The sequence below is a fragment of the Ichthyenterobacterium magnum genome (assembly GCF_003610635.1).
In the GTDB taxonomy this organism is placed as follows: Bacteria; Bacteroidota; Bacteroidia; order Flavobacteriales; family Flavobacteriaceae; genus Ichthyenterobacterium; species Ichthyenterobacterium magnum.
Window position 1 is genome coordinate 740,364 of record NZ_RAQJ01000001.1, and the last position, 23,173, is coordinate 763,536.

Genomic DNA, 23,173 nt, shown 5'->3' on the forward strand with positions numbered 1-23,173 from the left:
ATTAAAACAATTATGAAAAACACAATCATTAAATATGGGAGTTACGGACTACTAGTTGCTATTATACTATTTCTATTGGTGCTTTGGTTAGGCCAAGGTATGAGCTACACAACGCAGGAAGTTTTTGGCTATATAACCATGCTAGCATCATTATCCTTTATTTTCTTTGGAATTAAACACTATCGAGATCATGTAAACCAAGGTATCTTATCGTTTGGTAATGGGTTTGTTATTGGATTGCTTATAGCTGTTTTTGTAGGCTTAGGGATTGGAATAGCAGATTATATTTACACTACAATAATTAATCCAGATTTCGCAACTGAATATTTAGACAAGACATTAAGTACAATGAAAGAAACAATGTCTACTGAAGAATTCGAAAAACAAAAAGATATTTTAGTAAAACAAATGGACGATTATGGAGGGTCTGGCTTTATGGCTTTCATTATGTTTATAACTGTAGTTATGATAGGTTTAATAATATCATTAATTTCATCACTCATTCTACAACAAAAAAAATAAATTATGCAATACGAAGCTACATCACCAGAAGACTATATAAGTCAAGTTCCTGAAGAACGCCAAGCTACTTTAAAGAAATTACGACAAGTAATAAATGATAATTTACCAAAAGGTTTTGAAGAAGGCATGCAATATAAAATGATTGGGTATTATGTTCCACTTTCCACATATCCAGACGGCTATCATTGCACTCCAAACGAGCCTTTGCCATTTATGAGTTTTGCTTCACAAAAAAACTCAGTAAACTTATACCATAGCGGAATTTACGCAAAACCAGAATTACACGATTGGTTTGTTAACGAATACCCTAAACACTGTAAACGTAAGTTAGATATGGGGAAAAGCTGTATTCGATTTAAAAAACTAGAAGAAATCCCTTTTGAGTTAATAGCTGAGCTTGTTAAAAAAATGACTGTAGATGAGTGGATTCAGATATACGAATCACGCAACAAAAAACAATAAATAAAACTAATTCTATGAAAAAACGAGTAACAGGAATTGGCGGTTTATTCTTTAAAACCAAAGATCCAAAAGCAGCAAAAGATTGGTATAAAAAACATCTAGGTTTTAATACAGATGATTATGGTTGTACCTTTTGGTGGAAAGATAAAGACGGTAAAGACTGCTCAACCCAATGGAGTCCATTTGCAGAAAACACCAAATACTATGAGCCTTCAAAAAAAGACTTTATGTTTAACTATCGTGTAGAAAACTTACATGAGTTATTAAAAACCTTAAAAGAAGAAGGTGTTACCATTATAGGAGAAGTTGAAGAGTACGAGTATGGAAAATTTGGCTGGATACTAGATAATGACGGAAACAAAATAGAGCTTTGGGAACCTATAGATAAAGCTTTTATGTAACAAGCAATTCAGAAAAACTTTAAAATAAGGTAAAACAACTAAAATCTGAAGTAAATAAAATTTTACGTAAGACTCATTAAAACCAAAAGCTTCCTTAAACACTTTTTTAGTAAATAAGTAAGATGTATTTATTCTATTTTTTTATTAACTTTATAGTCTAACCAAAAACATAATACAAATATGTCTGATGATAAAAATTTAAACGATGATCTAAATGATATGTTAGATGATGCAAAAGATGGCGCAAAAGAGTTTGCAAGTGATGCAAAAGAAAAAGCAAGCGAATTTGCCGAAGATGCAAAAGAAGCCGCATCTGAGTTTGCAGATAGTGCCAAGGAAGCATTTACTAGTGCCACTGGAGACAACAAAAAAGTTCTTGCTGGTGTATTAGGAATTGTTTTAGGTTGGGCTGGAGTGCATAAATTTGTTTTAGGATATAACAAAGAAGGAGCCATTATGCTTGTTTCCTCAATAGTTTTATACTTTTTAACTTGTGGCATAGGAACTCTAGTTGTTAGTATAATAGGTCTTGTAGAAGGTATTATTTACTTAACAAAGTCTGACGAAGAATTTTATAATACATACCAAGTAGGACAAAAACCTTGGTTTTAATCACATAATAAAGTCAATGCAAATAGATGCATTGACTTTATTTTAATATTTTATTATCGTAATATTGCAATATTACGATTTAATTGTATCTTTGTACCAAACAAATAGACTAATGGGAGCTTCAAAACTCAATATTTATAATAAAGGCACTACAGATTTAGCCATAATAGCCAAGGTATTTTCGCATCCAGCTCGAGTAGCAATTCTACAATACATAAGCAAACAAGACAGTTGTATTTGTAATGATATTGTTGATGAAATTGGCTTATCACAGTCAACTATTTCACAACACTTAAAAGTAATTAATGATGCTGGTTTACTTAAAGGAACCTACAAAGGCAAAAGTCATTGCTACTGCATAAATATTGAACGTTTTCAAGAATTTCAAACCTTATTAAATTCTTTTTTTAACCAAACAAAATCAAATTGTTGTTAGTAAAAACACATTTAACTATTGTACAAAACTTTAAAATATTAACATATGAATACTCAAGAATTATTTAACGTATTAGAACAAAATCAAGACAAATCTTTACTTTTTGAATATGCTCCAAACTTACTAGTTGGTGCAAATTATCATATTACAGAAGTTAAGCACATATCTATAGACTCTGTAGATTGTGGATCTCAAACTGATGCTTGGAAAGAAACTATTATTCAACTATGGGAAAGCCCAAGTGAACTTGGTAAAACAGAATTTATGTCTGTTTATAAAGCTTTAGCTATATTAAAAAAGGTTGGCACAATAAAACCTTATACGCTTGACTCAGAAGTAAAGTTTGAATATAGTAACGCAACATTTCACACAGCGCAACAATTTGTTAACGATTACGAAATAAAAGGAAATAACCTTATTATTAAATTAGCTATAGAAAAAACAGCTTGTAAAGCAAAAGAAACTTGTGGCGTTTCTGAAGAATTAGAAACAGTGTCTTCTAGCGAAGAACCATGTTGCTCACCAAACGGAAATTGCTGTTAAAAATGACCACAATAATACTTAGACCATTATTAGAAAATGATTGGGATTCGGTTTCAAAAATCTATGCTGAAGGTATTTCTACTGGATTAGCTACTTTTGAAACCGAAATTCCTAATTGGAAGCAATGGGACTCTAAGTATATAAATTCATGTAGAATTGTTGCAACTAAAAGAAATAAGGCTTTAGGCTTTGCTGTTTTGTCTCAAGTTTCAAAACGTGAAGTTTATAAAGGTGTTGCTGAAGTAAGTGTTTATGTCGCTAAAAAATTTAGAGGCCGAAATATAGGTGAAGCACTACTTAAACAGCTCATTAAAGAAAGTGAACATAACGGTTTTTGGACCTTACAAGCTGGAATTTTTTCTAAAAACTTGGCAAGTATAAATTTGCATAAAAAGTGTGGCTTTAGAGTTGTTGGTATTAGAGAAAAAATTGGTCAATTAAACGGAAAATGGTATGACAATCATCTTCTTGAAAAACGAAATAAAAACATATAAATTAAATGAAAAACATCTTAGTACTTGCACAGGAAATTCATGCTGAAGCCAAATGGCACATGGTTATTTAAATTACTTTTTAGATAATCGCTCCTTCAATATTTATAGCGCAGGTATTGAAACTCATGACTTTAAATCCAGGCGCATTAGCAATTATGAAAGAAGACGGTTTAGATATTAGGCATCACACATCTAATCATGTTGATGAATATGCAGCCATCGATTTTAATTACATAATCACTGTTTGTAATTATGCTAATGAAAACTGTCCTTATATACCAAGTAAAAATGCTGTAAGATTACAGCATAACTTTTTTGATCCTTCAAAAGTTAACGGAACTGACGCCAAAAAACATGCTGCTTTTTTAAAAGCTAGAAATGAAATTAAACAGTATTGCGAAGATTTTGCGAAACGAAATTTTTAAGGATCTTATTCTTGTTCGCCATTACCTGAGAACTTGCGTTCTAATTCAGCTTGAAATTCTTCCATAACCGGTCGAACGGTACTTTCTGGTAAGTCGGCAATTTTAATATACATTAAACCATCAACTGCATTATTAAATAATGGATCTACATTAAACCCAATAAGTTTACAATTTTGCTTAATGTATTTTTTAAGAAGTACTGGCATTCTAAGTGCTCCAGGTTCAACCTCATCAATAATCTTATCAAACTTGTTTAAATCGGCTTCAGTGGCATCAAAAACAAAGTCTTTGTCTGCATCTTTTAGCTTTACTTTAAACTCTTTTTTAGGATGCACATATTGAGCAACATAAGGATCGTAATAATGTGATTTCATAAACTCAATCATTAACGATTTTGAGAAATTTGAAAATTGATTACTAATGCTAACGCCTCCAATTAGATATTTATGTTCTGGGTAACGTAATGTAGTATGTACAATGCCTTTCCATAATAAAAATAAAGGCATAGGTTTTTGTTGGTATTCTTTAATAATGAATGCACGTCCCATTTCTATAGCTTCGCTCATCATCTTATGCAACTCTGGTTCAAAACGAAATAAATCTTGAAGGTAAAACCCATCAATCCCATGAACTTCAAATATTTTAGAACCTAATCCCATTCTATAAGCTCCTGCAATTACTTTTTTATCATCATCCCAGAGAAACATATGATGGTAATAGGTATCAAAAGTATCTAAGTCTATAGCTTCATTTGTGCCTTCACCTACTTCTCTAAATGTAATCTCACGAAGCCTTCCTAATTCTCTTAAAATGTTAGGTATTTTTTTAGCCGAAGCTAAATACACTTCATAATTTTTACTTTTAAGTAATCTACTATCATCCTTTTTTAAAGCTTCAACCTCCTTAATCATAACATCAGAATCTACTGGTGTTACAATCTTTTTAGGAACCTTAGGAATAATTGGTGTTTTTAAAGTTGATGAAATATTTTTTAATACCTTTTCTTTATCATCAAATGAATTAGAAAGCATATAGGTTTTCTTTCTTAAAAATTCAGAAAAATCATGAAGCGAAACATGTTCCTTTTGAGCTTTTACCGAAATAGATTTACCTATTCTTACTTTAATAGTTCTATGCTTTTGAGTTAATAACTCAGAAGGTAATTTGGCTGTTCTAAACGTATCACTAATCTTAGAAAGCTTATAGAATAACTTACTGTTTTTTGCATGAAAATAAATAGGAACAACTGGTACTTCTGCTTTTTGAATAAGCTTCATTGCAGCATCTTCCCAAGGTTTGTCTACTACTAATTTTCCATCTCTATATGTAGATACTTCTCCTGCTGGAAAAACACCAAGAGGATGTCCTTCTCTTAAATGCAAAATTGCGTTTTTAAAACCTGCAATACTAGATTTAACATCCTTTCGGTCTTCAAAAGGATTAACTGGCATTATATAAGGCTTTAATGGCTCAATACGATGCAATAAAAAATTGGCTATGATTTTAAAATCTTTTCGTTGCTCGAGCATTAATTTTAACAATAAAATACCATCAATGCCTCCGAGTGGATGATTAGACACAGTAATATAAGCACCATCTTTAGGCAAACGCTTAAGGTCTTCTTCTGGGATTTCAAATTTTATTTGAAAATCGTCAAGTATCCCATCTAAAAACGGAACGTCATTAAGATGTTTGTTTCGTTTATATATTTTATTAAGTGTAGATATTTTAAGTACTTTCATTAATATCCATCCAAAAAAAGTGCCTATAAAACCATATTTATCTGCATGAATAGCTTTTGCTACTTCTTTAGCGGTTACTAATCCAATATCTTGTTGTTTAGCCATAGGTGTAAATGTACTAAATTGTTTATTTAGTTACGATTTGTACTGTTTCTCTAGTTAATTGCTTTAAGATTACTGTTTTATCTTTTTCTAGTTGCTTAATTGCTTGCTCATTATAATGCCTTACAGTATAAAGACTCACTTTTTTATGAAATGTTACTCTAAATTTTGCTTTTAAATGAAGTAGTAATTTTTCTAAATTATTATAACTATCCTCAAAACATACAGAAAAACTAATAGCTGAGTTTTGAATAACATCAACTTTCATTTTATATAAATGTAGTAAGCTAAAAATTTCACTTATATTTTCTTCAACAACATATGAAAAATCTAATGAAGATAGTGACACCAATACTTGATTCTTTTTAACTATAAAGCAAGGTATATTTGGTTCTAAAGCTATTCCTTTAGCCACCATTGTTCCTGAGTTTTCTGGCTTTAAAAACGACTTCACATACAACGGAATCTCTTTCTGTTGTAAAGGCTGCAATGTCTTAGGATGAATTACAGATGCACCGTAAAAAGCCAACTCAATAGCCTCATGATACGATATTTTGTTTAAAAGTTGTGCATTCTCAAAGTAACGTGGATCTGCATTTAAAACACCAGGCACATCTTTCCATATAGTTGCACTATCAGCATTTAAACAATATGCAAAAATAGCCGCTGTATAATCGCTTCCTTCTCGTCCTAATGTTGTGGTGAAGTTATTAGAATCGCTTCCTAAAAATCCTTGAGTAATATTTAAGACATTCGTTTTTAATTGCAATTTAATTTGAGTTTGTGTTTTTTCCCAATTAACATTAGCTCTTCTGTAATAATCATCTGTTTTAATGCATTCTCTAACATCTAACCAATGGTTTTTAATACCGATTTCATTTAAATATGCACTAATAATAGTTGTAGAAATAAGCTCTCCATAACCTATAGTTTGATCATAAACAAAATTGTAATCTGGTGATTTATTACGTTTTAAGAAGCTTTCAAATTCTTCAAAAATTGATATGAGTTTATTAAATATTGGATGGTGCTCATTTTCAAATAAATCTAATATAATTTCATTATGAAACTTTTTTACATCTTGTATCGAACTTTGTAACTCTGTTTTATTATTAAAATAATTATTAATAATAGATTCAAATGCATTGGTCATTTTCCCCATAGCAGAAACAACAACAAGTGTGTTTTTATAACCTACGCTTTGTAATACATTTGCTAGGTTTTTAACACCATTAGCATCTTTAACAGAAGCGCCACCAAATTTAAATACTTGCATGTTATAGTTTTGATATGTATTCTTTAATTCCTTGCTCATCTAACTGAACAACGTCCCAATCACGCATAACGTTTGCGCCTTTCTTCTCATAAAATTCAATAGCTGGTTCGTTCCAATCTAAAACTTCCCAGCAAATACGTTTTGCACCAATACTATTTCCATATTTAATAACCTCATCTAAAAGTGCGGTTCCTAAACCAGTTCCTCTAACATTTTGGCTTACAATTAAGTCTTCTAAATGTAATGCAGAACCTACCCAAGTAGAGAATCGTTTATATACAATTGCAATACCTTCAATTTTATTGTCTATCTCAGCAACAATGCAATGAAATTCTGGTTGATCTCCAAAGCCAGATTTTTGTAAATCCTCAACCGTTATTTTAACAGCATCAGGTTCTTTTTCAAAAACCGCAAGCTCCTTAATTAAATTAAGTACTTGAAACATATCGTCTTTAATTGCTGTTCTTATTGTAAAATTCATTCAAAATAATTTAAATCAAAGATAGTTTAAAAAGTTAAATCTTTAGCTCTATTAAAATGAAACGAAAACGTAATAGTTTACTAAAAAATGCGATATTTGTAAAAACAAACAACTAGCTTAGCATGTCTCAAAAAAACCAAACTCTTGGTGAATTTATTATAGAAAATCAATCGTCATTTAAATACACTTCTGGAGAATTGTCTCGATTAATCAACTCGATTAGATTAGCCGCAAAAGTGGTAAATCACGAAGTTAACAAAGCTGGTTTAGTAGATATTATTGGAGCTGCTGGTGATACTAACATTCAAGGTGAAGACCAACAAAAATTAGACGTATATGCTAATGATAAATTTATACAAACACTAACCAATAGAAATATTGTTTGTGGTATTGCTAGTGAAGAAGAAGACGATTTTATAAGTATAAATAGTCAAGACGAAAACAATCAAAATAAATATATTGTATTAATAGACCCTTTAGATGGTTCGTCTAATATTGATGTTAATGTTTCTGTAGGTACTATTTTTTCAATTTACAGGCGTGTTACTCCAGTAGGAACTCCTGTTACTATTGAAGATTTTCTTCAAAAAGGAAATCAACAAGTTGCTGCTGGTTATGTGGTTTACGGAACCTCAACAATGCTCGTTTACACTACTGGAGATGGTGTTAATGGCTTTACATTAAATCCTGCTATTGGCACATTTTATTTATCACATCCTGATATGAGTTTTCCTGAAGACGGAAAAATTTATTCTGTAAATGAAGGAAACTATATCCACTTCCCTCAAGGCATGAAAGACTACATAAAATATTGCCAAATGGAAGAAGGAGACCGACCATATACCTCAAGATATATTGGATCATTAGTTTCAGATTTTCATAGAAATATGATTAAAGGAGGCATTTATATGTATCCTAAAAGTTCTAAAAACTCAAACGGAAAATTACGTTTACTTTATGAGTGTAATCCTATGGCTTATCTTGCTGAGCAAGCCAATGGTAAGGCTAGTGATGGGTTTACTAGAATTATGGATATAGAACCAACTGAGCTACATCAACGTGTTCCATTTATTTGTGGAAGCAAAAATATGGTAGAAAAAGCAGAAGAGTTTATGCGTAATGCACAATAAAAAAAGCGAACTACACTTCAATTTTACCCAGTGATTAGTTCGCTTTATATATTTTTAATTAATAGATGTCTATCTATTCATCATTTTTATTTCTTCTATAAACGTATCTATATCAACACCGTTGCTTACAAGGGTTAATGCTTTGTCAACAACATACTTTACATTCTCTGGAGAAAACCCAAGTCCTACAGCAATTTTTCTTAACACAACCTCTTCATGATCTCCTTTAATATGATCGACATAAACCATACGAGATAAATCGTACAAACGCTCTAAACGTCTATTATATAACATTGGAGGGCTAATTGGATGCGTAGCATAATCCTTCAAAATCTCCTTGTATTCTGACTCACTAATATCTAAATTTCTAGCTAATCGATCTAAAAATGCTTGTTCTTCTTCGCTTATAACACCATCATCCATTGCAACTCTAACTATGGCAGCAAAATGATCTTGGTTACGCTTTTTAAATCCGCTATCAAATAAATCTGAAAATGACATATATTCTTGTTTTTAAAGTACTGCAAAGATAGTTTTATTAATACATTTTATCAATACTCATCCAACAAAATTTTTATATTTGCACAAAATAAATTGACTTGAGTAAATCCATTCTCTCGCAAACATATGCTCAGGCTTTGCAAACGCAAAATCTGCAGATTGCTATTGCCAAAACACAACCTTTCGACTCTGCTCAAAACAAGAGTAGAACCCATTTAAAAGGTCTTGTTGGATCTGCTTTATCGCTTGTTTTAACAGAAAGTTTTAAACAAGCAGACAAGCCATTCTTACTTATTTTTAATGATAAAGAAGAAGCTGCTTTCTATCTTAATGATTTAGAGGTTTTACTTAATGATAAAGATGTTCTTTTCTATCCTGGAAGTTATAGAAGACCTTATCAAATTGAAGAAACTGATAATGCTAATGTGCTACTTAGAGCCGAAGTTTTAAACCGAATTAATTCGCGCAAAAAACCAGCTATTATTGTTACCTATCCAGATGCGCTTTTTGAAAAAGTTGTTACACGTCGCGAGCTTGAAAAAAATACATTAAAAGTTGCTGTAAACGATAATTTATCGATAGACTTTGTAAACGAAGTGCTGTTTGAATACAAATTTAAACGCGTTGATTTTGTTACCGAACCTGGAGAGTTTTCTGTACGAGGTGGCATTGTTGATGTATTTTCATTTTCGCATGACGAACCCTACAGAATTGAGTTTTTTGGTGATGAAGTGGATAGTATTAGAACCTTTGACGTAGAAACTCAACTCTCTACAGAACAAATAAAAAAGATAAGCATCATACCAAATGTTGCCAACAAGTTTTTAGACGAAAGCAGACAGAGTTTCTTAAAATATATAGCTTCTAAAACAGTGGTGTTTTCTAAAAATTCAGAATTATTATTTTCTAGAATTGATGATTTTTTTGATAAAGCTTCTAAAACATTTAAAACATTATCAGAAACGATAAATCATTCAAAACCTGAAGAATTATTTTGCAATTCTAAATTGTTAAAAAAGCAATTACTAGATTTTACTTTGGTAGAGTTTGGTGCTTCGACTGCGCTCAGCAACCAAGCGACTCAGGCTATTGAATTCAACACAAAACCTCAACCTTCTTTTAATAAACAATTTAATCTTTTAATTGACGATTTAAATGCTAATCACAACAAGGGATTTACAAATTATATTGCTTGTGCAACAGAACAACAAGCAACACGGTTTCATGATATTTTTGAAGATCTAGATCAAGATGTGCACTATAAAACCATAGTCGCTTCTTTATATCAAGGATTTAAAGATAACGACCAAAAAATTACGTGTTATACAGATCATCAAATCTTTGAACGCTATCATAAATTCCATTTAAAAAATGGATATGCAAAAAAGCAAGCCATCACATTAAAAGAGCTTACAAATTTAGACATTGGCGATTATGTTACGCATATAGATCATGGTATTGGTAAATTTGGAGGTTTACAAAAAATAGATGTAGAAGGTAAAAAACAAGAAGCTATAAAATTAGTTTATGGTGAACGAGATGTGCTGTATTTAAGCATACATTCTTTACATAAAATCACCAAGTTTAATGGTAAAGATGGAAAGCCACCAAAGATTTATAAATTAGGAAGCAAAGCTTGGAAAACCCTTAAACAAAAAACAAAATCTAGAGTTAAAGAAATTGCTTTTAATCTTATTAAACTCTATGCCAAACGCAAATTAGAAAAAGGCTATCAATACAATCCAGATAGCTATATGCAACATGAATTAGAAGCTTCTTTTGTGTATGAAGATACACCTGACCAAACAACAGCTACAGCAGATATTAAAGTTGATATGGAAAGTGAGCGCCCAATGGATCGCTTAGTTTGTGGTGATGTAGGTTTTGGAAAAACCGAAGTTGCTATTCGTGCTGCATTTAAAGCTGTAGATAACGGAAAGCAAGTTGCGGTTTTAGTGCCAACAACAATTTTAGCTTATCAGCATCAAAAAACCTTTAGCGAGCGTTTAAAAAACTTTCCTGTAACGGTAGATTACTTAAACCGTTTTAGAACAGCAAAAGAAAAACGTATTACACTTGAAGAACTTGAAGCAGGTAAGGTTGATATTATTATTGGTACACACCAACTCGTGAATAAAAACGTAAAATTTAAAGATTTAGGGTTACTTATTGTTGATGAAGAACAAAAATTTGGAGTTGCTGTAAAAGAAAAATTAAAAACACTTAAAGATAATGTTGATGTTTTAACATTAACCGCAACGCCAATTCCTAGAACGCTTCAGTTTAGTTTAATGGCTGCTAGAGATTTATCTGTAATTACAACGCCACCTCCAAATAGATACCCAATTGAAAGTCATGTAATTCGTTTTAATGAAGAAACTATTCGTGATGCCGTAACCTATGAGATACAACGTGGCGGACAAGTTTTCTTCATTCATAACCGTATTGAAAACATTAAAGAAGTTGCTGGTATGATTCAGCGATTGGTTCCTGATGCAAAAATTGGTATTGGTCATGGGCAACTTGATGGTAAAAAACTAGAACAACTCATGCTTGCTTTTATGAATGGCGCATTTGATGTTTTGGTAAGTACAACTATTGTTGAAAGTGGTTTAGATGTACCTAATGCAAACACCATTTTTATTAATAATGCCAATAATTTTGGTTTGAGTGACTTACACCAAATGCGTGGTCGTGTTGGTAGAAGTAATAAAAAAGCGTTTTGCTATTTTATTACTCCAGAATATTCTGCTATGACAAATGATGCTAGAAAACGTATTACCGCTTTAGAACAATTTACTGAATTAGGAAGCGGATTTAATATTGCTATGAAAGATTTAGAAATTCGTGGTGCTGGTGATTTACTTGGTGGAGAACAAAGTGGTTTTATAAATGAAATAGGGTTTGATACGTATCAAAAAATATTAAATGAAGCGATTGAAGAACTTAAAGAAACTGAATTTAAAGATTTATATCAAGATGATGGCAAAGAAAAAGACTACGTTAAAGATATTACTATAGACACCAGTTTTGAACTTCTGTTTCCTGATGATTATGTAAACAATATTACCGAACGCTTAAACCTTTATACACAGCTAAATAATTTAAAAACCGAAGCAGAACTTCAAAAATTTGAAACTGAAATTGTAGACCGTTTTGGCGAGTTACCAATTCAGGTTATAGATTTACTAAATAGTGTACGTATAAAGTGGATTGCTACTAAAATAGGTTTAGAAAAAGTAATCATGAAACAAAACAAACTCATTGGTTATTTTATTAATGATCAACAGAGCGCTTTTTATCAAAGTTCTGGGTTTACAAAAGTGTTACAATTTGTACAAGCAAATCCTACAGCATGTAAAATGAAAGAAAAACAAACCAGAAATGGTTTACGTTTATTACTTACTTTTGAAAACATAAAATCTATAGAACAAGCTTTAAAAGTATTACAGCCCATTTTGGCTTAATTATTGAAAACAGCAAAGTGATTTAAAAAACATTAATTTAAACAGATGAAACGAGCATGTTAAAAAGCTTATCACATTAGGGTGTGATTAATAGCGAACAACATGTGACCATAAAAAAAACAATAGAATTAAACACATGAAAAAACTATTATTTTTAATTGCATTACTACCAACAGTATTATGTGCTCAACATAAAATTAATGGTATCTTTTCTCCTGCAAACGAATTTACATATGCCTTTTTATATCAATCTACACCAACAGGATCAGATTATATTAATAGAGGAAAATTAGAAGCTGATGGCAGTTTTAGTATTACACTAGACTCTACAGCTACAGCTGGATTATATAAAATTGTGTACGCTTTGCCTCCAGAAGAAAATAACTTTGATTTTATTTATAATGGTAATGAAGATGTTTCATTAACGTTTAGCTTAGAAAAAGGTTTAGAGTTTACCGAGTCTAACGAAAACAAACTTTGGTCATCATATACTAAAAGCATGGAGCTAGTTAATATGACTATTAGTAATTTTTACACCAAAGAAAACACTGATGAAAAAGGGTTTAACGATATTTTTAAAACCTTAAAAGATACACAAACAGCTTTTGAAGATGCTTCAAAAGGAACAATGGCTTCTACATTTATAAAAGCAAACAGACCTTATATTCCAGCATATTTTGAAGACATAACAACCTACTCTAGTAATCTAAAGAAAAACTATCTTAAGCATATAGATTTTAGCAACCCATTATTACAGAGTTCAGATTTTTTAGTTGACCGTGTTTTAGCATACGTATTTGGTATTTCGGCAAATACAGATATTGAAACTTATAAAAAAGATATAGATAATTTAGTTATTAGTATAGGCGATGGCAACTTTAAGATTAAAACCATCCTATTAGAACTAATTTGGAGGCGTTTTACACAACAAGAAAATGAAACTGTTGCAAATTATATGGCAGACAATTATTTATTACAATTAGCTGAGCAAACTGGATACTCAACTTTACTAGAAGACCTAGTTGTTTATAAAAATAACGCTATAGGTATGAAAGCTCAGAACTTTGATTTAGCAATAACCAACAACGGAAAGACATCTACAACCAATCTACATGACTTAGACATTGCAGATCAATATCTTGTTATTTTTTGGAGTAGTGCATGTGGCCATTGTTTAGACGAATTACCAAAGGTAAAAGACTTACTTGCTACAAAACCCAATTTAAAAGTTATTGCTTTTGGGCTAGAAGATGAAGCAGCAAGCTGGCGAAAAGAGATTGCAAATTTCCCAGATTTTATACATGTGTTAGGTTTACAGAAATGGGAAAACCCAGTTTCTAATCAATATGGCGTAAAATCAACACCATCTTATTTTTTATTAGACAAAAACAAAACAATTATAGCTAAGCCTTATGATGCTGAAGCATTAAAACAAGTCTTAAAATAATACATAAGTAAATACTAAAAAACAAAAAAGCCAACGCAATGCGTTGGCTTTTTAAATTAGCTATTCTTAGAATTAATCTAAAGCAGGTATACGTAAAACTTGACCTGGGTAAATTTTATCTGGATCTGTAAGCATTGGTTTGTTTGCTTCAAAAATTGTAGGATATGCCATTGCATTTCCATAATAGTTTTTTGCAATTTTACCTAAAGTATCTCCACTTACTACTGTATGAAATTGTGCTTCTGGTTGAACGTGCTCAACTGTCATTTGATCATCTACTGTAGCAATACCATCTGTATTACCTATAACTAAAACTACTTTTTCTTTTGTAGCTTGGTCATATGCCATACCCGATACTCTTGCCATATCATCATCAATAAATATATCTAAGTTTTTTACTTGTAATGCTAAATCGTTTATTGTTTGCTCTAAGTTTTTAGCAGCAGCTTCTTCTACTCTAAGTTCTGCAGCAGCAGCTTTTGCTTTTGCTTCAGCAGCTTCTTCTTCAGTTGTTTTTCCAATTCCAAAAACTTTTGCTCCTGCATTTTTAATAAATGAAAATAATCCCATGGTTATAAATATTTTTAAGGGTTAATAATTGTTTTATAAAGTTAATAATAACCTTACAATTTTTAGACACAACAAAAATTAAATTGTCACTTTAATTTATAATAAAAAGAAAGCACTCATTTAAAATTAATTAAATGAGTGCTTTGGAAACTAAATAACCAACCAAAATTTAGCTTCTTGTATTTGTTCTTGGGTTTTCTTTTTTCTTTGTTTTTTGCTTACGCTTTTTTAATTCTTTTTGACTTGACATTTTTCCTTCACCATTACTTCCTTGTCTTAAAAACTGTATATAACCTCTACCTGTAAACTCATATATGGTTCCTGATGATGGGTGAAATAGTTTTATACGTTGGTCATTAATAACGCTCAACTCGAAATACTCATTGTCAAAGAAGTCATAATCTAATGTTAATGTTTTTAAATACATATTACCTGTTATATCGCCAACACCATAAACACCTGTGTAATCCCAATAGATATTACTTGGCGAAGCAATGTTTATATCTTGTGAACTTCTAAACTCTGAGTCGTTACCGCCAGATAGAAACTGTAAATAGTTTTCTTCGTCAAATTCATTTAAAACACCCATTTCACTTGTAAATGTTTTTTCCCAAGCTTCATATTCTTGTAAGAAATAATGAATGTTATCATTAAACACATAATCATAATCAAAAGTGTTACGTTGGTAACCATTTAAAAAATATGATGTATCGTTATATGGATTATACAACTCTATTGTATTACTATCTATTTGATAGACATCAAACGTTTGGTAACCATCAATATCATGATATATATCTAAAATCATGTTAGACGTATTATAGGTTCCTACATCAATACCAAAACCGTTGCCTTGGCTTCCAAAGCCTACTAAATTATTATTTGCATACAACACACCGTTTCTAAACGATAGTGTAAATGCTATTTGTAAAAAAGGAGTCTCTCCAGAGCCTAATGTTTGATTTATATCTACGTACCAAAGCTCATGAGTATTCAATAATTGATTTAATGAAATACCAGGTTCATGCGTATAATCATCTACTAATACTTCTGTATGACAAGAAGTGAATAATGTTGTTATTAAAACAAAGCCTAAGAGTATTTTTAAAGTCTTCATAATCTAGCATTTTTAGGGTTATTATAAAATAGGTTTCAAAACACGTGCCAAAAACCTAATCCTTACTTTTATAATAATTATAAAGACTCAAATTTTATGTACTTTTGATGTACTAACACTTTATTCCTTTTTATGAGTAACTCATTAAAATATGCTGTTTTTGGTTCTGGTAGTTGGGCAACCGCAATTGTAAAAATGCTTTGTGAAAACGAAAACGAAATTGGTTGGTATATGCGAAGCATTTATACCAAAGAACACTTACTAAAGGAAAAACATAATCCTAGCTATCTAAGCTCTGTAGAGTTTCATTTAGAACAGCTAAAAATTAGTAACGATATTAATGACATAGCGAGCTGGGCAGATGTTCTAATTTTTGTTATTCCTTCGGCATTTATGCATTCTGAATTAAAAAAATTAACGGTCGATATTTCTAAAAAAACGATTGTTTCTGCTGTAAAAGGGATTATTCCTGAATCTGGTTTATTGGTTGGCGAACATTTTCATGATATTTATAAAATACCTTTTGAAAACATTGGGGTTATTGCAGGACCATGTCATGCCGAAGAAGTTGCACTTGAACGCTTATCTTACCTTACAATTTCTTGTGTAGATGCAACTAAAGCGCAAGCTCTTGCAGATGCATTGTCAAGCAGATATATTAAAACAAAAATCAGTGACGATATTATTGGTACTGAATATGCAGTAATGCTTAAAAACATTTATGCTATAGCAGCAGGTATTGCTCATGGTTTGGGTTATGGTGATAACTTTCAGAGCGTGTTAATGAGTAATGCTATTCGTGAAATGAAACGTTTTATAAAGAAGATGCATAAAATGAAACGTAATATTAATAACTCTGCTTATTTAGGTGATTTATTAGTAACTGGCTATTCTGTGTTTTCTAGAAACAGAATGTTTGGTAATATGATTGGTAAAGGTTACACTGTTAAATCTGCTCAATTAGAAATGAGCATGATTGCAGAAGGTTATTACGCCACAAAAAGTGCACATTTACTAAACGAAAAGAATACTAAAAAAACAAAACTGCCAATTATAAATGCGGTTTATGGTATTTTATATGAAGGTAAAGACCCCAAAGTTACATTTAAGAAACTAACAGATAAATTAGATTAAAGTTTACTTAACCAAAATTCCTTTAGACTCCATTAAAGGAATTGGTTGCAACGCTTTTAAGTTAATCGTGTTTTTTCTGAATAGAAACGTTTTATCATACATGGTATTTCCTTCAAAAAAAGTAACCTTAAATTGATTGTTTAAAGCAAAAAGTTCTTCTTGCATCAGTTCAATCTTTGCATAGCTTTTGGCGGGAAGTTTATCTAGTTTTTTTCTAAAAACAGAAGTTGTTTTGTCTTTAGAATAGCCGTTGGTTACAATAAGTACAACATCTAAATCTACAGTCTTGTCATTAATAATATAAGCATTCCAATCTTGTGTTTTGTAGATGTCGTTATACTCATTTACAACGGCAACATAAACGTCTTCAACTTTTGGAATTTGAATATCTTTTTTCAAAACTAAAGGGCAGACTTAAACTGTTCTAAAAAACGTACATCATTTTCACTCAACAAACGAATATCACTTATTTGGTGTAACAACAATGCAATACGGTCAATTCCCATACCAAATGCAAATCCTGAATATTCTTTTGAGTCAATACCGCAGTTTTCTAATACATTAGGATCTACCATACCACAACCCATAATTTCTAACCAACCTGTTCCTTTGGTCATTTTATAATCGGTTTCAGTCTCTAATCCCCAATAGACATCTACCTCAGCACTAGGTTCTGTAAACGGGAAGTATGATGGTCTTAAACGTATTTTAGATTTCCCAAAAAGCTCTGTTGTAAAATACTGTAAAGTCTGTTTTAAATCGGCAAAACTTACATCTTTATCAATATACAAGCCTTCTACCTGGTGAAAGAAACAATGTGATCGTGCAGAAATTGCTTCGTTTCTAAACACACGTCCTGGAGAAATTGTACGTATTGGTGGTTTATTATTTTCCATATAACGCACTTGTACAGAACTTGTATGTGTACGTAATAAAATATCTGGATCTGTTTGAATGAAGAATGTATCTTGCATATCTCGAGCAGGATGATATTCTGGTAAGTTTAAGGCTGTAAAATTGTGCCAATCATCTTCAATCTCAGGACCTTCACTAACATTAAAACCTATACGTGAAAAGATATCTATAATTTGGTTTTTAACAATAGATATAGGATGACGAGCGCCTAGCTCAATTGGTTCTCCTGGTCTAGATAAATCGCCATAGATACCTTTTACTTCTTCCTTACTTTCTAATTCTTCTTTTAAAGCGTTTACTTTATCTTCAGCTGTTTTTTTAAGCTGATTTATAGTTTGCCCAAACTCTTTCTTTTGTTCATTTGCTACATTTTTAAACTCAGCAAAATAGTCGTTAAGTAATCCTTTTTTACCTAAATACTTGATACGAAATGCCTCAACCTCTTCTTTAGATTGTGCTTTAAATGCTTCGGCTTCAGCAATGAGTTCTTTAATCTTATCTATCATAATATCAATTCGAAAATGACTGCAAATTTAGTGAAATTTGTGCATAAAAAAACACCTTCTCAATAGAAGGTGCATAATTTAAAGTTTAAGAAATTAATTTCTAATAAAAACTTCTCTATATATAATAATCACTGGATCTGATGTACCTACTATCTCTGAATATTCAAAATAATGTGTATTGCCATCAAAAGTTATTTCTTGAGAAGTAGATTCCCCATCAAGTATACTGGTGTAGATACCATTACCATCATTTGTCCATGTACCAGAAGCAGATTCTTCTAGCTCGCAAACACCTCCTATTATTTCATAATATTTATATGAAACTGTTCCGTTACTATTAAACACAAAAGTTTCTTGCATATCGCAAGCGGTTAGTGGTTCTTCTACACCATCAGCAAATGTTTTATAATAAGTCCACGTACCAATTAATGGATCTTGAGAACCAGAATCATCGTCACTGCTGCAAGACATTAAGACTAGTGCAAATACACTAAAAAGCAAAATTAATTTTTTCACGTTGTTTGGGTTTTTTATTAAATACTTTCAAATATAACTTTTAATAATTATGAAATAAATTCATTTTCAACAAAATAATTTACAATAGCATCTTTCATTAATACGCTTTGTTCACCAGCTTTAAGATGCGGCAATTCCTCTTTTACTTTATAATGAGGCCAACCATCTTCATCTACATAATCAAACTCATAAAACCCATAAGGTGTTAACAGCTTACAGATTGCAATATGCATAAGGTCTAGCTTATGATCTTTTTTATATTTTCGGTGCAATTGCCCTAATTCTTGTACTCCTATAAGATAGATGATGGCATCTAAATCTAGTTTTTCGCCATCGGCAAATTGTGTAGATAGTTTCTCTACTACAAGTTCCCAGCGTTGTTTTAATTGTTCGTCTCTTGACATTAAACAGATTATAAATTCATGAGTTCCCGATATAAATTTGGGATTAGTTCAACTAAAAATATTTAATGCGCAATAAATGCTTAAAAATATTAGTTTCACTAATTTAAAGACACAAAGTTACTAAACCTAAATGGTACTATTATTTTATATTTGCTTAAATCTATATTTTTATGAGTGTTATTGACATTGTTTTAGGTGCTTTATTACTTTTTGGGCTAATAAGGGGTTTTATGAAAGGGCTTTTTGTTGAAGTCGCATCTCTTGTTGCTTTAATTGCTGGTGTTTATGGTGCCATACATTTTAGTGATTTTGCTGCTTCTTTTTTTCAAGATAAAGTAGATTGGGATGAAAAATACATTAATATAGTTGCCTTTGCAATCACATTTGTCATCATTGTATTAGTAATAGGACTTGCTGGAAAAGCGTTAACTAAACTAGCCGATTTTGCTGCTCTAGGAATTTTAAACAAACTACTTGGTGGTGTTTTTGGAGTGCTTAAAATAGGGATGATTTTAAGCATATTACTTATTGTTTTTGATAATATGAATAATACAATTCCCTTTGCAGATAAAGATGACCTTAACGATTCTATTTTATATCAACCTGTGAAATCTCTAGCTCCGATGGTTTTTCCTAGTATACTCAATAAAGGAAAAGAAGATACTACGACTGAAACACAAGAAAATTAAGCATAAAAAAAAAGCCACTTCACTCGACATGCTCAGCGGTCGAAAAAGTGGCTTTAAATTTTAAAATTGAACTATACTAAAGCATTTCTACTCGACCTGTAGATAGTTTATAAACACCACCAACAATTTTAATTTCACCATTGTCTTCCATGTCTTTTAAAATAGAACTACGTTCTCTTATTCTATCTATTGTTAGTTGTACATTATACTCTACTGTTTTTGCTACATAATCTTTGTTAGCTGATGTTAATTCTCCATCAAACTCATCTGATGCTTTTTTTACAGCTGGTAAAATATTATCTAACATTGCAGTAATATTACCTAGCTCTACACCATCACAAGCAGCTTTTACTGCGCCACAAGATTCATGACCTAAAACTAGCACTAGTTTACTTCCTGCTGCTTTACAAGAGTATTCTAAACTTCCTAAAATATCTACGTTCTCAAAATTTCCTGCAACTCTTGCTACAAAAATATCTCCAATAGCTTGATCTAAAACAGTTTCAACTGGAACTCTAGAATCTATACAAGATAAAACTACAGCTTTAGGGAATTGTCCTCCAATTGTTTGATTAACTAATGCCGAATTATCTACAGCTTGTGTATCATTATTTACAAATCTGTCATTTCCTTCTAATAAGTCTTGTAAAACTCCTGCTGGTGTTAAACTACTTTGTACGTCTTTATTTATTGCTATATTTTTCATTATTTATTGTTTTTTAATTATGTGTGTCTTCTACGTTTTGTTTTACCCAAGTTAAGCATTCTGAAAAACTTTTAAAAATATGCTCATTAGGTATAAAATCTGGAATAATATCTATACGCTCCATCATATATCTAGGTTGCTTTAGTAAACCTACAAATAGAACCTCTACATCTTTAGTTTTTAAATCTTGAAGCATATCTTCCATCGCATATAAACCAGACTGGTCCATATATTGCATACGACCAAGTCTTAAAATTACTGTTTTGGCTGTATTAGGAATTTGTTGCGTTAATGCTTGAAAATCACTAGTAGATCCAAAAAACAAAGGCCCTTTAATGTGCTTAATAAATACTTCTTCTTTAAGGCTACTAGGAAAGTTAATTTCATCACTCCAAGCTTCTTCTTTTAACGTTTTAACATCAGATCGTTCGGCTGTAAGGTCTCCTATTTTTTTCATAAACATTAATGATGCAATCACTAGCCCAATACCTACAGCGTAAACTAAGTTCCAGAATGTTGATAAAAATAGAACTATTAGCATTATTAATACTTCAGAGCTTAATTTAAGCGGCCCTAATTTAATGTCTCTTGGCAAACTTGGTATTGCTCTTAAGCCTTTATAATCCATAACGCCAATACCAACAGTAATTAATATTCCTGCTAAAACAGCAGCAGGAATTTGTGATGCTATTGGTCCTAAACCTAATAAAATTACAAGTAGCATTATACCGGCAATCATACCAGATAATTTTGTTTTACCTCCAGAATTTATATTTACTACTGTACGAATTGTTGCGCCGGCTCCAGGAATGCCTCCAAATATAGCAGCTATACTATTACCAATTCCTTGACCAACTAATTCCTTATTAGGCTTATGTTTAGTTTTTGTCATGTTATCTGCTACTACACTAGTTAGTAAAGAATCAATAGCACCTAATAAAGCCAATGTTAAAGCTGTAAAAATATATGGTAGCAAACTACTTAAATTAAACGCAGTAAATATTTCTAGATTAGGCACTGGAAGTCCGCTAGGTATTTCTTCTATAGGTCTGTACTCTAAGCCAAATCCAACAGCAATTCCAGACATAACAATTAATGCTACCAATGTACTAGGAACTTTTGTAGTAATCTTTTTAAAACCGTAAATAATAAAAATTGTACCAAGCGCTAAAATAAGCTCTAACCAATTAACACTTTGAAGCGCTCTAGGTAATGCTTTAATTGCTCCTAATGCACCTGAAGCCTCTTTTGCAGCAAGCGTTTGAGACTCTTTTAAAATATCTGTTTGAGAAATTTTTCCAGCTCTAGAAATTGTTTCTTTAAAATCTTCAAGTACTAAAATGCCTTCTCCGGCTTCTTCTTTTAAGATGTTTTCTAAAATGACTTCTTCTGCAACTGGTTTAAATTCGTTAACAAACTCCATATCTTCTTTTGGGTAATAACCTAAAGAAGGTAAAATTTGTGTTAACAAAATAATCACACCAATAGCTGTCATAAACCCAGAAACAACTGGGTACGGAATGTACCTAATATACTTTCCTAAGCCTATGACTCCTAAACCAATTTGCATTAGTCCTGCTAATAAAAACACTGTTAATATAACTGGTAATGCCTTATTTACATCGCCATCGTTTGTTGCAATAATTCCTGCTATAACAACCATACTTACAGCGGTCATTGGCGCTGTTGGCCCAGAAATCTGTGTGCTAGTGCCTCCAAACAATGCTGCAAAAAAGCTAATAAAAATTGCACCATACAATCCAGCTGTTGGTCCTAGTCCTGAAGATACTCCAAAGGCTAGTGCTAAAGGTAATGCAACAATACCTGCTGTAATACCTCCAAAAGCATCTCCTCTAATATTTGAAAATAAATTTTTCATATTTTATGTGTTGGTTAATGTTATTAAAAATTAATGAATGATATAATATTTATCTGATCTCTACTTGATGCTTCAAAAACTTGATTCATATAGCCTAACTCCAATTTTATATTTTTGCTTAGCTTATAACCCAATCCTCCATAAATACGATTTCTATCGAATACTGATGATTCTGTATTTAAGAATATCTCATTGTATGCTGAAAAATAAAAAGAATTTTTGTCATTTTCTTCATTTTTAAACGGAATATTAAATCCTAAAAAATAACGAAATCTCATTTTAAACTCATCTTCAACAAATCGTTGTTCAAACCTATAACGATGACTCAATTTAACTTTCCATAAAGATTGCTTAGTTGTAAATTGTTGAAATATACGATGCTCATTTATTGATACTTTTTCATCGGTATTATCAACATAGTTTTCAGAAAGAATATAACCATAGCCCAATAATATATTATTATTTTCTGTAAGATTATACCCAACTCCTGTTCTTAAAAGTAATTGCTCTAAATCACCAATGGCATCATAATTTCGATATTGAATCTCGTTATGAATATTCCATTTAGAATTTAATTTTTTGTTACCAATATAAATTAGCCAATTACCAAGGTTGCTATCTTGAGCTATAGAAAAAAATGGTAACAACATAACCATTGCAAATAAAGTTGTAACTATTCTTTTATTTCTTTTCATA

26 protein-coding genes are annotated in these 23,173 nt (G+C 31.2%); 13 read left to right on the forward strand and 13 right to left on the reverse strand.

Annotation, left to right across the window (positions count from 1 at the left end; genetic code table 11):
- Nucleotides 1–12: 12 nt before the first annotated feature.
- From BXY80_RS03560 to BXY80_RS03595, 8 genes are all read left to right on the forward strand, one after another.
- Nucleotides 13–522: a DUF4199 domain-containing protein gene (locus BXY80_RS03560; protein WP_120199829.1), complete on the forward strand. Its 510-nt coding sequence runs from the start codon at nt 13–15 to the stop codon at nt 520–522.
- 3 nt (nt 523–525) lie between these two features.
- Entirely contained in the window at nt 526–984 is a 459-nt protein-coding gene (locus tag BXY80_RS03565) for a DUF1801 domain-containing protein (RefSeq protein WP_120199830.1), read from the forward strand.
- A gap of 14 nt (nt 985–998) precedes the next feature.
- Nucleotides 999–1,385 carry a VOC family protein gene (locus BXY80_RS03570; protein ID WP_120200344.1) on the forward strand — a complete coding sequence of 129 codons (387 nt, stop codon included), beginning with the start codon at nt 999–1,001 and terminating at the stop codon, nt 1,383–1,385.
- 180 nt (nt 1,386–1,565) lie between these two features.
- Nucleotides 1,566–1,997, forward strand: coding sequence for a TM2 domain-containing protein (locus BXY80_RS03575; RefSeq protein WP_120199831.1), 432 nt, complete (start codon nt 1,566–1,568; stop codon nt 1,995–1,997).
- A gap of 112 nt (nt 1,998–2,109) precedes the next feature.
- The gene (locus tag BXY80_RS03580; RefSeq protein WP_120199832.1) at nt 2,110–2,433 is read left to right on the forward strand and encodes an ArsR/SmtB family transcription factor; all 324 of its coding nucleotides are present in this window, start codon (nt 2,110–2,112) and stop codon (nt 2,431–2,433) included.
- A gap of 45 nt (nt 2,434–2,478) precedes the next feature.
- Nucleotides 2,479–2,976, forward strand: a complete 498-nt coding sequence (locus BXY80_RS03585) for a DUF6428 family protein (RefSeq protein WP_120199833.1) — start codon at nt 2,479–2,481, stop codon at nt 2,974–2,976.
- A gap of 2 nt (nt 2,977–2,978) precedes the next feature.
- Nucleotides 2,979–3,470, forward strand: a complete 492-nt coding sequence (locus BXY80_RS03590) for a GNAT family N-acetyltransferase (RefSeq protein WP_120199834.1) — start codon at nt 2,979–2,981, stop codon at nt 3,468–3,470.
- A 125-nt stretch (nt 3,471–3,595) separates the two neighbouring features.
- A complete protein-coding gene (locus BXY80_RS03595; protein ID WP_245977152.1) occupies nt 3,596–3,895 on the forward strand; it encodes an arsenate reductase/protein-tyrosine-phosphatase family protein in 300 nt (99 codons plus the stop codon).
- A 5-nt stretch (nt 3,896–3,900) separates the two neighbouring features.
- Here BXY80_RS03595 and BXY80_RS03600 read toward each other — a convergent pair whose 3' ends face one another.
- The 3 genes from BXY80_RS03600 to BXY80_RS03610 are packed head-to-tail and all read right to left on the reverse strand — an operon-like array spanning nt 3,901 to nt 7,496.
- Entirely contained in the window at nt 3,901–5,742 is a 1,842-nt protein-coding gene (locus BXY80_RS03600; RefSeq protein ID WP_120199835.1) for a GNAT family N-acyltransferase, read from the reverse strand.
- A 22-nt stretch (nt 5,743–5,764) separates the two neighbouring features.
- Nucleotides 5,765–7,015 (reverse strand): aspartate kinase, encoded by a 1,251-nt coding sequence (locus tag BXY80_RS03605; protein ID WP_120200345.1) that lies wholly within the window; start codon nt 7,013–7,015, stop codon nt 5,765–5,767.
- 1 nt (nt 7,016) lies between these two features.
- Nucleotides 7,017–7,496 (reverse strand): GNAT family N-acetyltransferase, encoded by a 480-nt coding sequence (locus BXY80_RS03610; RefSeq protein WP_120199836.1) that lies wholly within the window; start codon nt 7,494–7,496, stop codon nt 7,017–7,019.
- 122 nt (nt 7,497–7,618) lie between these two features.
- Here BXY80_RS03610 and fbp point away from each other — a divergent pair, with 122 nt between their 5' ends.
- Nucleotides 7,619–8,626 (forward strand): class 1 fructose-bisphosphatase, encoded by a 1,008-nt coding sequence (gene fbp, locus BXY80_RS03615; protein WP_120199837.1) that lies wholly within the window; start codon nt 7,619–7,621, stop codon nt 8,624–8,626.
- A 69-nt stretch (nt 8,627–8,695) separates the two neighbouring features.
- Here the strand turns inward: fbp and BXY80_RS03620 are convergent, their stop codons facing one another.
- Complete coding sequence (locus BXY80_RS03620; protein WP_120199838.1) at nt 8,696–9,127, reverse strand: tellurite resistance TerB family protein; 432 nt, start codon at nt 9,125–9,127, stop codon at nt 8,696–8,698.
- A gap of 98 nt (nt 9,128–9,225) precedes the next feature.
- On the opposite strand from BXY80_RS03620, the gene mfd reads away from it, so the two are divergent.
- On the forward strand, nt 9,226–12,594 hold the full coding sequence (gene mfd, locus BXY80_RS03625) for a transcription-repair coupling factor (protein WP_120199839.1): 3,369 nt from the start codon (nt 9,226–9,228) through the stop codon (nt 12,592–12,594).
- Between the two features lie 136 nt (nt 12,595–12,730).
- Nucleotides 12,731–14,041: a TlpA family protein disulfide reductase gene (locus BXY80_RS03630; RefSeq protein ID WP_120199840.1), complete on the forward strand. Its 1,311-nt coding sequence runs from the start codon at nt 12,731–12,733 to the stop codon at nt 14,039–14,041.
- A gap of 72 nt (nt 14,042–14,113) precedes the next feature.
- Here the strand turns inward: BXY80_RS03630 and lysM are convergent, their stop codons facing one another.
- Nucleotides 14,114–14,611 (reverse strand): peptidoglycan-binding protein LysM, encoded by a 498-nt coding sequence (lysM, locus tag BXY80_RS03635; RefSeq protein WP_120199841.1) that lies wholly within the window; start codon nt 14,609–14,611, stop codon nt 14,114–14,116.
- Between the two features lie 169 nt (nt 14,612–14,780).
- Entirely contained in the window at nt 14,781–15,728 is a 948-nt protein-coding gene (locus BXY80_RS03640) for a nicotinic acid mononucleotide adenyltransferase (protein WP_120199842.1), read from the reverse strand.
- A gap of 132 nt (nt 15,729–15,860) precedes the next feature.
- Here BXY80_RS03640 and BXY80_RS03645 point away from each other — a divergent pair, with 132 nt between their 5' ends.
- Entirely contained in the window at nt 15,861–16,862 is a 1,002-nt protein-coding gene (locus BXY80_RS03645) for an NAD(P)H-dependent glycerol-3-phosphate dehydrogenase (protein WP_120199843.1), read from the forward strand.
- Nucleotides 16,863–16,865: 3 nt separating this feature from the next.
- Here BXY80_RS03645 and BXY80_RS03650 read toward each other — a convergent pair whose 3' ends face one another.
- From BXY80_RS03650 to BXY80_RS03665, 4 genes are all read right to left on the reverse strand, one after another.
- Nucleotides 16,866–17,261, reverse strand: a complete 396-nt coding sequence (locus BXY80_RS03650) for a hypothetical protein (protein WP_120199844.1) — start codon at nt 17,259–17,261, stop codon at nt 16,866–16,868.
- A gap of 2 nt (nt 17,262–17,263) precedes the next feature.
- Nucleotides 17,264–18,283: a phenylalanine--tRNA ligase subunit alpha gene (gene pheS / locus BXY80_RS03655; protein ID WP_120199845.1), complete on the reverse strand. Its 1,020-nt coding sequence runs from the start codon at nt 18,281–18,283 to the stop codon at nt 17,264–17,266.
- A 93-nt stretch (nt 18,284–18,376) separates the two neighbouring features.
- Nucleotides 18,377–18,799, reverse strand: coding sequence for a lipocalin-like domain-containing protein (locus BXY80_RS03660; protein ID WP_147376095.1), 423 nt, complete (start codon nt 18,797–18,799; stop codon nt 18,377–18,379).
- Between the two features lie 47 nt (nt 18,800–18,846).
- Nucleotides 18,847–19,203, reverse strand: a complete 357-nt coding sequence (locus BXY80_RS03665; protein ID WP_120199847.1) for a hypothetical protein — start codon at nt 19,201–19,203, stop codon at nt 18,847–18,849.
- A gap of 170 nt (nt 19,204–19,373) precedes the next feature.
- On the opposite strand from BXY80_RS03665, the gene BXY80_RS03670 reads away from it, so the two are divergent.
- Complete coding sequence (locus tag BXY80_RS03670) at nt 19,374–19,892, forward strand: CvpA family protein (RefSeq protein ID WP_120199848.1); 519 nt, start codon at nt 19,374–19,376, stop codon at nt 19,890–19,892.
- Between the two features lie 76 nt (nt 19,893–19,968).
- On the opposite strand, the gene BXY80_RS03675 is transcribed toward BXY80_RS03670, so the two are convergent.
- Genes BXY80_RS03675 through BXY80_RS03685 form a run of 3 tightly spaced genes read right to left on the reverse strand, consistent with a single transcriptional unit; the run spans nt 19,969 to nt 23,172 of the window.
- Nucleotides 19,969–20,598, reverse strand: coding sequence for a carbonic anhydrase family protein (locus BXY80_RS03675; protein WP_120199849.1), 630 nt, complete (start codon nt 20,596–20,598; stop codon nt 19,969–19,971).
- A 13-nt stretch (nt 20,599–20,611) separates the two neighbouring features.
- The gene (locus tag BXY80_RS03680) at nt 20,612–22,477 is read right to left on the reverse strand and encodes a SulP family inorganic anion transporter (RefSeq protein WP_120199850.1); all 1,866 of its coding nucleotides are present in this window, start codon (nt 22,475–22,477) and stop codon (nt 20,612–20,614) included.
- Nucleotides 22,478–22,500: 23 nt separating this feature from the next.
- Nucleotides 22,501–23,172: a DUF2490 domain-containing protein gene (locus tag BXY80_RS03685; RefSeq protein ID WP_120199851.1), complete on the reverse strand. Its 672-nt coding sequence runs from the start codon at nt 23,170–23,172 to the stop codon at nt 22,501–22,503.
- Nucleotide 23,173 lies beyond the last annotated feature (1 nt).